The organism is Vibrio sp. 10N.222.46.A1 (assembly GCF_041473595.1).
Classification (GTDB): Bacteria; Pseudomonadota; Gammaproteobacteria; order Enterobacterales; family Vibrionaceae; genus Vibrio; species Vibrio tasmaniensis_A.
In genome coordinates this window covers 1-11062 of record NZ_JBFRSN010000682.1, presented here as the reverse complement: position 1 = coordinate 11062, position 11062 = coordinate 1, and the positions used below count along the sequence as shown (strand labels likewise).

The window sequence follows — 11062 nt, the reverse complement described above, 5'->3', positions numbered from 1 at the left end:
GCGAGTAGCGAGTAGCGAAATTATGTAGGGTTGGCGTTTAGCGTCAACCCTTTTTGTTTCTGTGTATCTAAGAAATGTTAAGCACTTAGCTCTTGGATTTGAGCAACAATCGCTTTTAATCCATTGCCGCGAGATGGGCTTAGATGGGTAATTAAACCGATTTGTTCAAAGTATCCATCGATATCGAACGCTTGAATCTGCTCTGATGTTTTTCCATCATACGCAGCCATCACTAATGCAATCAGACCGCGAACGATACGCGCATCAGAATCAGCACAAAAGCGCCAAACACCGTCGATATTTTGAGAAACCAACCACACTTGGCTTTCACAACCAGATACGACAACCTGTTCACTTTTCAGTTCATCAGGCATGCTAGGCAGTTTCTTACCCCACTGAATCACCTGGCGATAACGATCTTCCCAGCCGCTGAAAGTCTGCATTTTTGCGACAATATCATCACTGGTAATTTCTTTGCCGAATGGAAAGCTTGGGAATGTGGTCATTTTAATATCCAGTCGATTGTTAATTGAGAAGAAGACGTTACTTAGCGTGCTTTTGAACGATCTTTTCTACGATACGTGAAACCGCCACAAAACCAAAGGTAGCCGTGACAACCGTTGCTGCACCAAAACCCGTCGCACAATCCATGCGTTTTGGACCTTCTGCGGTTGCTTTCGCAGCACATACACTGCCGTCGGCTTGAGGGTATTTAAGTTGCTCAGTCGAGAACACACAATCGATACCAAACTTACGCGCTGGATTCTTAGGGAAATTATGATGACGACGCAATGTGTCTTTCAATTTCTTCGCTAACGGATCTTGAATCGTTTTAGTCAGATCAGCCACTTTGATTTGAGTCGGATCGATTTGTCCACCCGCGCCACCGGTGGTGATCACTTTAATTTTGTTGCTACGGCAATACGCCAACAGCGAAGCCTTAGCTTTCATGCTATCAATCGCATCGAGCACAAAGTCGAACTCTTTCGATAGGTATTCAGCCTGATTATCTGGCCCGATAAAGTCATCAATCAGGTTCACTTTACACTCAGGGTTAATCAGCTTAACGCGCTCTGCCATCACTTCGATTTTGCTCTTGCCAACCGTACCCGACATAGCGTGGATCTGACGGTTGATGTTCGTCACGCACACATCATCCATATCGATCAATGTCAGCTCACCTAAACCAGTACGAGCAAGCGCTTCAACCGCCCATGAACCGACACCGCCAATACCGATCACACACACGTGTGCTGCTCTAAGTATGTCGACTTCACTATTGCCATACAGGCGACGAGTGCCACCAAATCGTTGGTCATAGTTTTCTGAAGCTGGAGTGGTCAATTCACGCATTGTTGCCGCCAATTTATTTCTGAGAAAAAGAAAAGAGTGCGTTTTATACGCACTCTTGAATTAAAAGTCTAGGGGATTAGCGATTCGCTTTCAATGCCCCATTTTATTGTTGTTTACTCGACCTTTTCAGGAGGCAAAGCCCAAGGCGCTTCGGTTGCGCTGCCATCTAGACCCAGCTTCCACACCCGACCAAAATGCTTGTAATGACCCGCTTCAGTTCCTGCTCGTGGGCCCATACCATGGTAGAGGTCCAAATGGTTTTGCTTAACCGCACCACCGGTATCTAAAACCAATAGTAGTCTTAGTTGGTGCGCGCCGCTCCAAGTACCATCAGCATTCAGTAACGGAACCTCAGCCAGGATAGGTGTTCCCATTGGTAAGATAGAGCGATCGCCCGCTACCGCCGCCATCGGTAATAAAGGAATGCCAGCACTTCCCATTACGGATAGATCATCTCTCGCGCTAAAGAAGACGAAAGATGGGTTTTGCTCAAGCAGTTCTTTTACCACTTCAGGATCGTTTGCCAAGACCCACTCTTTGATAGCTTTCAATGACATTTTTTCGCGTGGCACTAAACCTCTTTCGATCAAAACACGGCCAATACTCACGTAAGCTTTATTGTTCTTACCCGCGTATGCAAAATACTGCAGCGTGTCATCATCTCCGAAATGCACAAAGCCGCTGCCCTGTACTTCCATCATAAATGGGTCGATACGGTTTGCTGAATAACCTAACTCAAGACCTTGGCCTTCTAATGCACCGTTGTAGATCTCTTCGCGTGTTGGACACTCTTTATCACACTCTGGAAGCCCATAAACAGGGAATCGGTATTCTTCGTTTGCTTCATGTCGCAGTTCCATTACAGGAGAAAAGTAACCCGTGAATAAAACATTACCTTGTTTATCACCACCACCTAATTGAGCAGTTTGAACACCAAAATTCGCTAGCTCGCTCGGCTCTCCACTCAGCACCGCCCATTCATTGAGTTGCTGATAAAGCGGCTCATAGATTTTAGCCATCGAAGGGGATTTAGAAACCACCATCTCAGCTTGCTCTGCAAATGCGGTGAAGTCTCTTGGTTTATTAGATTCAACCAAATCGACCTTATTTAAGGTTCGGGGAAATTCACCATCAAGGTGTTGTTGGGCAAGATCAGTGGGTTGAGCACAGCCAAATAAGAAAGAGGCAGCAACAAGGGGAAGCCATTTTTTAATCACAAGAGTCATCCTAAATATTCTATGCATCGAGGATGACAAAAACGATCAGATAACACAATCTTAGATTGTAAATGTTTACAGTAAGATAACCTATCGAACTGAGTTATCGATATAACCTTTGAGGCGAAAGACTGGATTATAGTGATTATCCGATACAAGCATCATTTCTGTTTTATCAGAATTCGTTAGGCGAAAGTGATACGTTTTATTACCTGCCTTATATTCGAAGTACTTGCCATCAAAATCAAAATGAGTCGACACAACAGAGCCTCGTACTGACACACCATTTTCACTCAGCACAAACTCGTCCGCAGCATAACGAGCGACAGCTTGCTCGACCCAAGTTCCATATATTTGACTATTAGGTGTTATCGCATCTTGCACTCTATAAAACACATCGGCGAACAAGGAAGCGACGGCAAACGAACCCACCAAAGCTAAAACCATTAAACTGCGTTCAATGAGCTTACGTCTCAATTTAGGTTTGTTGCGCTGCTCTGCTCCACTGTAGAGACCTTTTGCGAGCTCATCAATCTTACTCTTTCTTACTGGATTTTTTTGCATTCGTTTACGACTCATAAGGATGCTGTACGCATTGTACACTGAGACAGTTTATAAAACGAAGCCTAGATGAGAATAGTTTGCGCTTCATTCCAAAAAGTTGTTGTTCAGATTTGAATTTAAATGCTAAATTATCGAATAAATAAACAAGGAAGACTTATTCTGTGAAATTAAGAAGTACAGCGCTAGTCAAAGGCTTTAGGCAATCGACCCCTTATGTAAATGCTCACCGTGGTAAAACCATGGTGATTATGTTGGGAGGTGAAGCCGTTGCCGATAGAAACTTTGGCAATATTATTAGTGATATAGCCCTGCTTCATAGCCTTGGGGTTAAGATTGTTCTCGTTCATGGGGCAAGACCACAGATCAACCAACTGTTAGAGAAGCAAGACTGCCATACGCCTTACCATAAAAATATTAGAGTCACAGATGAATATTCTTTAGGTGTTGCAATGCAGGCGGCTGGACAACTGCAACTTGCGATCACCGCTCGCCTTTCAATGAGTTTGAACAACACTCCAATGGCGGGCACTCAACTGAACGTCATGAGCGGTAACTTTATTACCGCTCAACCCTTAGGCGTCGATGATGGCACAGATTACTGCCACAGCGGACGCATTCGTCGAATAGACATCGAAGGGATCAATCGCACCCTTGACCAAGGTTCCATCGTCCTTCTTGGGCCTATTGCCAGTTCAGTCACTGGCGAAAGCTTTAACCTGCTTTCGGAAGAGGTCGCGACACAAGTTGCTATCCGTTTGAAAGCCGACAAACTGATTGGCTTTTGTTCTGAGCAAGGGGTGACTGATCAAAACGGTAATGTACTCGCCGAACTCTTCCCTAAAGACGCCAAGCAAATTCTTGAACGCTTAACGGAATCCCAGAACCCCGCCGAAGACATGAGCACCGGAACACTGCGCTTCTTGAAAGGAGCGATCTCCGCTTGCCGAGCAGGCGTGCCTCGTTGTCACTTGATCAGCTACAAAGTCGATGGCGCATTGATCCAAGAGCTATTCTCTTTTGATGGTATTGGAACCCAAGTGGTCATGGCGAGTGCCGAACAAGTCAGACAAGCTCAGATTGATGACATCGGTGGTATCTTTGACCTCATTCGCCCTCTTGAAGAACAAGGCATTCTTGTTCGTCGCTCAAGAGAGCAGTTAGAACAAGAAGTCCATCGTTTTACTATCATCGAAAAAGACGGTCTGATCATTGGTTGCGCTGCGCTGTACGCTTATCCAGAAGATCACATGGCAGAGATGGCCTGCGTGGCAATTCACCCTGACTACCGAGATGGAAACCGTGGGCAGTTACTGCTTGATTACATGCGTCATCAGTCCAAATCTCGTGATATCGACCAAATCTTTGTTCTTACCACACACAGCCTTCATTGGTTCCGTGAACAGGGTTTTTATGAGATTACTGTTGATGAATTACCAATGGAAAAGCAAGGTCTGTACAACTATCAAAGGAATTCCAAGATCTTAGCGTTAAATGTGTAAATTAAATTTGGAGTAAAATCTCACTTTTATGAGGAATTCATTGCAAATGTAATCGTTTCTCATGTGATATTTATTAAATATGCACTTTCATTCACAGCTATAATTGTATAGAATTTGCACGCTTTATGAATATCGACAAGCGTTTTTATTGGAATGCCGCCGAATGTTTAACCTATGACATTTAGGTGGTCACTGCACGGATTGCTATACCCGTTAACGATCAGCATGCTAGTAGTCAGTCTGCTCGTTAATATAAACAGCAAAAGAGCAACATTGATATGAGAACCATTGTTTGTAACTCGCTGCAAAGTTTTTGGGATATGGCTGATAACCAATTCTTAGAAGGGTTAGACGTACACTGCGTGTTCCCTGTGAGCGAAAATCTAAAAGAGTTTATTTTGAATTGCCAACCAAAATACAAGATAAACCATATATCGTTTACTCGAGCGTTTTTGGGTACTGATTCCTGATAGCGTTCAGAGCAACCACGGATGGTTGCTTTGTGTATACGATTTACCCTGCTATTTCGTAGTTTTACTTCCAGCAACACCTCCACTAAAACCACTGACCGTCAGTTAGTTAATCGACTTCCTAAACCACTCACTCGCTCTGTTTTCACCTTAATCCCACGCTTCAACACATTTGTGTCGCTGAGCATCATCAGTCGTTTCTTAGCACGTGTAATACCGGTATAGATAAGCTCTCGCGTTAAAATAGGGCTGAAGTCTGGCGGTAAGATCATTAAGGTCAGATCAAACTCACTGCCTTGAGATTTGTGTATCGTCATCGCATAAGCGGTCTCATGATCGGGGACTCTGCTTGGAAGCACGGCTTTCACACTGCCATCGGGCAACTCAAAATACACCTTCAGTCTAGGTGTGGAATTCGCACTATTTGACTCTAAAGTCGTTGAATCGGCTTCGAGCATACAGATACCAATATCACCATTGTACAAACCTAAACCATGATCATTACGCGTCACCATGACTGGTCGCCCGTGATACCACAGTTCATCATTATGAGGGCTCACCAAACGTCTTGCGGCAAGCGCCCTTTCGATTCTGTGGTTGAGGCCTTTAACACCAAAATCCCCTTCACGAATAGAACACAGTAATCGACACTGGCTAAACAAATCGAGAACCGATTTCGCTCTCGCTTCTTGAGTTTCTAGCTCTTCCAATGGCACATTCATTCGGTTCAGATACGCACCATATTCATTGACTAAAGTACGTAGCATCAAATTATAGCTGTCACTCGACAGGGGATGATTTTCGATATCCTCAAACCCTTTGCCGAACACTTGATCTACTTGATTTGCAGAGCCGTTATTGATCGCCTTTGCCAACTGCCCGATACCTGAACGTGCATCAAAACGGTAACTCTTCTGCAGCATACACAAGCTATCTGCAATCGCAGGAGGGTTAATCGATCCTGTTTTGACTTGTCTTGGTTTAGCTATCGCATCAAAGCCTGTCATTTCAGCAATCAAGTTACCTTGCGCTGTGCTGTAGCCTGTAGAGTTAAACGAGCAGATATCACCCAACACAGCACCTGCCTCTACTGAAGCGAGCTGGTCTTTATCACCAAGCAGAATCAACCTTGCGTGTTCAGGGAGTGCATCCACCAGCTTATACATCATGGATAAGTCGACCATCGATGCTTCATCCACTACCAAGATATCAAGGTGAAGTGGATTACGTCGGTTATGTCTAAATTCCGCTCGATTAGGAATCGCGCCGAGTAACCTATGTAAAGTACTGGATTCAGTCGGTATGTTGGCCTTTACCTCAGGTGCTAATGGCAGCTGCTCAATCGCTTTACCAATCGACTCAGTTAAACGTGCTGCCGCTTTACCTGTCGGTGCCACTAGCTTGATCGTCGGTGTTTTACCTTGGCTTAGCGATTGCTCGACCATAGCCGAAAGTAACTTAGTTACCGTGGTCGTTTTACCGGTGCCCGGTCCGCCAGAAATAACAGCAAAACGTCGACTTAACGCCACCGCTGCCGCGACCTTTTGCCAATTCAAACAGACAGATAACGGCACGAGGCTATCCAGCGCATCTAAATCTGTCACTTGCTTGGCTTGAACAATCACTTGGTCTATCGCACCCCAATCCAAAACATGTTCGTCGACAATATCTAGATGGTCACACACCAGTTGTTGGCGTAATACCTGAGACGTTTGTTGGTTTGCTTCAGCCTTGGCTAAGGCATTAAACAGAAAATGGTAACTGCGTGCGAATAACTGATTCAACGTTTCGGTTAGCGCTTTTTTCTGCTCAGAGTTGAACTCTACTGGCTTACTTAAACGGTTTAAGGTCTCAGCCAACACAACTTCGTAGTTCCAATAACGCTGTAAGTAGACACGCTGTCCATCAAACATCAGCGGCTTAACACAATCATTGGTCGTACCCACTAAGTTAGATGATTGCAGAACAGTAGCCCAATCAATACCTAGCAATTTTTGGTTCAGTTGCAGTGCCGTCTCACCATACAAACCAAGTAACTGAGCAAGATCCGCCGTTTGCTCATGGCCTGCCGTATGCTGCTGTATAAGCTGAGTACAAATATGCCCCTTGCCCAACTCATGGCTCACCAACCCAGCGAGAAAACCGATCTCTTGAGAGTGACTCGTCGCTTGCTGCGCAATAAAACGGGCAAATTGATAATCCAACTGACGAATCGAGCCCTTATCCGCAAGGAACTTGAGTACATCCATGAGCTGCTCAGGGATAAGTGAAACTGGCTTTACAGAATTCGCTGTTTCTATGCTGGTATTAGTGGTCGTCGTTGTCATTATAGAAGCCCCATCTGTCCAGTTTCATCGTCATTCAATTGCGCTGAACGTCTGTCTATCACTTTACCGTCAATCAATTGATCCATTTCATCGAGCAAAGCCAATGTAGGTTTCGCCGAGAAAATACCTTGTTGAGATTGGCCGTCCATTCCTCTTAAAAACAAGTAATAAACGCCACCGAAATGTTGTTCATAACTGTAATCCGCAACACGGCTGCGTAAGAAGCGATGTAATGCCAACGCATAGATTTGATATTGCAGATCGTAGCGGTGGTCTGCCATCGCCGATTTTAATGCTTCTCCATGGTAGACGGCAACGTCATCACCTAAATGGTTCGATTTCCAGTCGAGCACATAGTATTTACCTTGGTGCTCGAACACCAAATCGATGAAGCCTTTCAACATGCCTTGCACGGTTTGGAAACCTAGGTCGCCCGCTTTAGCCGACAACGGGTCATGATATTGAATGGTTTGATTCAATTCCGATGCGGCAAGCACTTCGATCGGTAGTAAGAATTCCATCTCAACTAAGCGTTGCGTTGAGTCTTTCTCGCTTAGCTTTAAGTTCTTACCATCCAGCGCGGTGTTCAGCACCGTATCGACCAGTTGTTGAAGCACAGGTAACCACTCTAGTTCGTATTGCTCTGACTCTAATAGGTGAGTGATTACTTGCGTGTTATGTTCGCTGGTTGCTGGCTCGGTAAATTCAACATCCTCAAACAAGGTATGTAAGAAGGTACCTGGACGAGCGCCACGAGGGAAGGTGAATATAGAACGTTCAGGTTCAATCAATTCCGACTCGTCTTGTTCATCAGCCGAGTCAATATCGAAACCAGACACCTCAATAGTCGCGTCATGACTTGAGCCGTGACTGCCTTGTTTTACAAGCCCCGAGTAACTGGTGATTCGCCAAGCTCGGTCAATTGAAGCTTTAAGTTCACTTGCATGTAAGTCTTCACTCACTTGCTCTGTCTGTACAAAAACGTGCTCGTGAGCAGTCGGAGTTTCAGACAGTAATACGCTTGAATTCTTACCCTCAATCGCTGACAAAGCTTGATTCAACTCAGCAATACCTTGCTCTTGTCCGTTTTGAACCAAGTAGCCCATGGCACTCAAATGAACGCCGGTCGGCTCTTTGGTTGAACGCCCTTTACGTAGCGGTGCCATGCCAATGAAACATCCATAAACCGCACGAGTAAGCGCCACATAAATCAAACGTAAGTCTTCCGCCAATCGCTCTTTATCGGCTTGCGCTAAGGCACTATCACTGCCCGTAATATCAAGCACTGTAGTATCTGAGTCGTGATCGTAGAACTTACCTTCACTCGCTTCACGATAACTCGCCACGAACGGCAGGAATACTAGGTCATATTCCAAACCTTTCGATTTATGAATAGTGACGATTTGAACTAAGTTTCTCTCTGATTCAAGGCGTTGAATGTCATCTTCACTGCCACCTAAACCATTTTGCGCATCTGATATCGCTTCTGCTAGCCAACGTAACAAACCATAGTCGCTGTCGAGCTCCTGCCTAGCTTGTTGCAACAGTTCGCCAATGTGCATCAAATCAGTGAGTGAGCGCTCACCATTTTCTTCTTCCAGTAAGCGTTCCGCGAGATGTCGTTTACTGATCACGCTGCGAAGCATTGGTAATACGCCACGTTGCAGCCACAACTTACGATATTCTCTAAACTCGTTAACGACGTTTTCCCACACCACTTCATCGTTGTTGAGTTCATCCAATGATGCGGCATCCAGAGCAAACAATTCCGACGCTAAACTGGCACGTAATGCTCGGTCATTTTCAGGTGTCAGCACCGCCTGCAACAAACGTTGAATATCTTGTGCAACCAAGCTGGTGAACACGCTATCTCGGTTAGACAAATACACACTCGCAATGCCTTGTTCCGACAACGCGTTCTTAATCAGGCGACCTTCACTACCGGTTCGAACCAAGACAGCAATATCACCCGCATTCACGGCATGTTGTTTTTTGCCGTTATCAAAATAGGCTTGTTGGTTTTGAGAAGCGGTCAGAATGGTTTGAATTTGACTCGCTGTCGCCTCGGCCATGGCTTTGTGATATTCGCCTTTCGGTAAGGGCTTATCTTCCGCTTCTTGTAGCCAAAAGGTCAGTGCATGCTGGGTTTCTCCGTTCATCACCCATTGGCGTTTGTCAGCCGATGGACTGGCTGCGACGGGCAAAAATGGAATGTCTTGGTCGTAGATAAACGGGCTATCCGAATTCATAAACACTTGGTTTACCGCGCTGACCATATCAGCACTCGAACGCCAGTTAGTGCCTAACGTATAGTGAGCACTAACTTGGTTTCTCGCCTTGATATAGGTAAAGATATCTGCGCCACGGAAGCCATAAATAGCCTGCTTTGGGTCACCGATCATAAACAAGCCGCACTGCGGATTATCGAGATAGATTCGGCTAAAAATACTGTATTGCAGCGGATCGGTATCTTGGAATTCATCAATCATCGCCACTGGGTATAAGGTGCGGATTCTCTCCACCAGCAGTGATTGCTCATCCACATCAATCGACGCGGATAACTGGGTCAGCAAATCATCAAACGATAACCACTGCTTCTGCTGTTTAGCCTTAGCTAACATGGTTCGACAATGAGTAATCGCATGCGCCAGCAATGGAGCTTTTAGATTTGCAGGAGAGTTTAAGAAATTCTCAATAGCCTCAAACACAGCGTGCTGTGGAGCAGTGCCTTTCGGTGTTTTTTCAATCAGAGTAGCTTGAGAGAACTTCTCTAATTTATCTGGGAACTGGTAATCATGGGTGTCGCTCTGCGCCCATGCTGTTACCGCTTCTAACCAAGTCGGCAAAGACTTCTTGGTGTAGCTGCGCTTGTTCACATCTGAACCTGAAATCAAAGCCAAAAAGTCCGCTTCAGATTCACACCACAACGCCTTAAGTTGCTTCACTTTATCTAGGTTTTGATTGTGCAGAGTTTGCAAGTCACCCGACATTGCTTCCACAGTTAGCTTTAGTGGAGAACCCGTCAGGTAGCGATTTACGTCAGCCAATAACGAAGCGGGAGAGCCCCAAATATTTCGCACTTCACCCGCCAGTTGAATTGGCAGCGGGTAAAACTGCTTACGCCAATAGTCGGCGACCACTTGTGCTTTTAGGTGGCTTTCATCGGTCACAAATTCATTATCAAAACGGCTTCCTGACTCGAAGGCATTTTGAGTCAACATACGCTGACAGAAACCGTGAATGGTGTATACCGCCGCCTCATCCATTTGTCTTTCAGCGTTAAGCAAAGTTTTCGCAGCACCAGCATGATCATCAATGGCTTGTAACAAAGGAGCAATCACTGGATCGTCACTTTGCCCACGTGCAAACGCGATACGTGCATCATGGATTCGAGCACGGATACGATCTCGCAGCTCTGCCGTTGCCGCTTCAGTAAAGGTCACCACCAAGATTTGGTCTACGGTTAACGGCTCATGGTGTCGAGTGGCTTCAGTCAGGTCGCCTTGTGGAGCGGCCGTGCCGTGCCCGAGCAGTAGGCGCAAGTACAAGCCAGCGATGGTAAATGTTTTACCCGTACCCGCTGATGCTTCAATTAAACGCGCGCCATGAAGTGGAAACGTCATGGTATCGAG

Annotated in this window: 8 protein-coding genes; 2 read left to right on the top strand and 6 right to left on the bottom strand. The window is 45.6% G+C overall.

The window, feature by feature from the left end:
* Positions 1–77 precede the first annotated feature (77 nt).
* The 4 genes from csdE to AB4496_RS18275 form a co-directional block, all read right to left on the bottom strand.
* Positions 78–506 carry a cysteine desulfurase sulfur acceptor subunit CsdE gene (csdE, locus tag AB4496_RS18290; protein WP_009848361.1) on the bottom strand — a complete coding sequence of 143 codons (429 nt, stop codon included), beginning with the start codon at positions 504–506 and terminating at the stop codon, positions 78–80.
* A 37-nt stretch (positions 507–543) separates the two neighbouring features.
* Positions 544–1353 (bottom strand): tRNA cyclic N6-threonylcarbamoyladenosine(37) synthase TcdA, encoded by an 810-nt coding sequence (tcdA, locus tag AB4496_RS18285; RefSeq protein WP_009848360.1) that lies wholly within the window; start codon positions 1351–1353, stop codon positions 544–546.
* A gap of 113 nt (positions 1354–1466) precedes the next feature.
* The gene (gene mltA, locus AB4496_RS18280; RefSeq protein ID WP_009848359.1) at positions 1467–2579 is read right to left on the bottom strand and encodes a murein transglycosylase A; all 1113 of its coding nucleotides are present in this window, start codon (positions 2577–2579) and stop codon (positions 1467–1469) included.
* 81 nt (positions 2580–2660) lie between these two features.
* Positions 2661–3149: a DUF2850 domain-containing protein gene (locus AB4496_RS18275; protein ID WP_102258207.1), complete on the bottom strand. Its 489-nt coding sequence runs from the start codon at positions 3147–3149 to the stop codon at positions 2661–2663.
* 146 nt (positions 3150–3295) lie between these two features.
* Between AB4496_RS18275 and argA the strand changes: the two genes are divergently transcribed.
* On the top strand, positions 3296–4633 hold the full coding sequence (gene argA / locus AB4496_RS18270; protein WP_102258208.1) for an amino-acid N-acetyltransferase: 1338 nt from the start codon (positions 3296–3298) through the stop codon (positions 4631–4633).
* A 278-nt stretch (positions 4634–4911) separates the two neighbouring features.
* Positions 4912–5103 carry a hypothetical protein gene (locus tag AB4496_RS18265; RefSeq protein ID WP_009848356.1) on the top strand — a complete coding sequence of 64 codons (192 nt, stop codon included), beginning with the start codon at positions 4912–4914 and terminating at the stop codon, positions 5101–5103.
* 101 nt (positions 5104–5204) lie between these two features.
* On the opposite strand, the gene recD is transcribed toward AB4496_RS18265, so the two are convergent.
* Together recD and recB are read right to left on the bottom strand one after the other, a co-directional pair.
* A complete protein-coding gene (gene recD, locus AB4496_RS18260) occupies positions 5205–7430 on the bottom strand; it encodes an exodeoxyribonuclease V subunit alpha (RefSeq protein WP_009848355.1) in 2226 nt (741 codons plus the stop codon).
* The coding region (gene recB, locus AB4496_RS18255) for an exodeoxyribonuclease V subunit beta (RefSeq protein WP_372131567.1) at positions 7430–11062 on the bottom strand (3633 nt) is incomplete at its 5' end. The genes recD and recB, both read right to left, overlap by 1 nt.

Excerpts from the sequence above, each read along its gene's own strand:
- AB4496_RS18265 (WP_009848356.1), top strand. The coding sequence starts at position 4,912 with ATGAGAACCATTGTTTGTAACTCGCTGCAAAGTTTTTGGGATATGGCT.
- csdE (WP_009848361.1), bottom strand. The coding sequence starts at position 506 with ATGACCACATTCCCAAGCTTTCCATTCGGCAAAGAAATTACCAGTGAT.
- AB4496_RS18275 (WP_102258207.1), bottom strand. The coding sequence starts at position 3,149 with ATGAGTCGTAAACGAATGCAAAAAAATCCAGTAAGAAAGAGTAAGATT.
- tcdA (WP_009848360.1), bottom strand. The coding sequence starts at position 1,353 with ATGCGTGAATTGACCACTCCAGCTTCAGAAAACTATGACCAACGATTT.
- mltA (WP_009848359.1), bottom strand. The coding sequence starts at position 2,579 with ATGACTCTTGTGATTAAAAAATGGCTTCCCCTTGTTGCTGCCTCTTTC.
- recD (WP_009848355.1), bottom strand. The coding sequence starts at position 7,430 with ATGACAACGACGACCACTAATACCAGCATAGAAACAGCGAATTCTGTA.